This is a genomic window from Bradyrhizobium sp. PRIMUS42, from assembly GCF_023006515.1.
Classification (GTDB): domain Bacteria; phylum Pseudomonadota; class Alphaproteobacteria; order Rhizobiales; family Xanthobacteraceae; genus Bradyrhizobium.
On sequence record NZ_JALBGZ010001427.1, the window covers coordinates 1 to 668 of the forward strand.

The 668-nt window shown below is 66.2% G+C and carries 1 protein-coding gene and 1 pseudogene; both read left to right on the top strand.

Annotated features, from left to right (window positions below):
* Positions 1-376, top strand: a 376-nt coding sequence (locus MOV75_RS40835; protein ID WP_247008520.1) for an adenylosuccinate synthetase, incomplete at its 5' end; no start/stop codon positions are given.
* Between the two features lie 37 nt (positions 377-413).
* A pseudogene (locus MOV75_RS40840) lies at positions 414-668 on the top strand (hypothetical protein); the annotation flags it as partial.

Here is a 668-nt window from a genome sequence, read left to right on the forward strand (position 1 = left end):
CTGCGGCTGGTTCGACGCCGTGCTGGTCCGCCAGGCGGTCCGGACCTGCGGCATCAACGGCCTGGCGCTGACCAAGCTCGACATCCTCGACGGCTTCGACACGATCGAGGTCTGCACCGGCTACAAGCTCGACGGCAAGGAGATCGACCACTTCCCCGCCGGCGAGGGCGCCCAGGCCCGGGTCGAGCCGATCTACGAGACCATCGAGGGCTGGAAGGAGCCGACCGCCAATGCGCGGTCCTGGGCCGACCTGCCGGCCCAGGCCATCAAATATGTCCGGCGGATCGAGGAATTGGTGGGGTGCCCGGTTGCGCTGCTTTCCACCAGCCCCGAACGCGAAGATACTATCCTGGTGCAAAATCCGTTTGAGGCTTAACGATATCTTACCGGGACGCGCGTATAGTTGAGTTGAAATGGCTGATTACTATCCGCTGATCGCCCGCGCTATTGCCGCCCTGGACCCGAACGCTCCCGGCGAAAGCCGTCGCGCGCTCTATGAGCGGGCGCGCACGGCCTTGATCGCGCAGCTGCGCAGTGTGCAGCCGCCGCTTTCCGAATCCGAGATCACCCGTGAAAGGTTGTCGCTGGAGGAGGCCGTTCGCAAGGTCGAATCGGAGGCTGCCCAGCGTGCCCGCGAGGCCTCGCGCCCCGGTGGCGGCGGGCGCAGC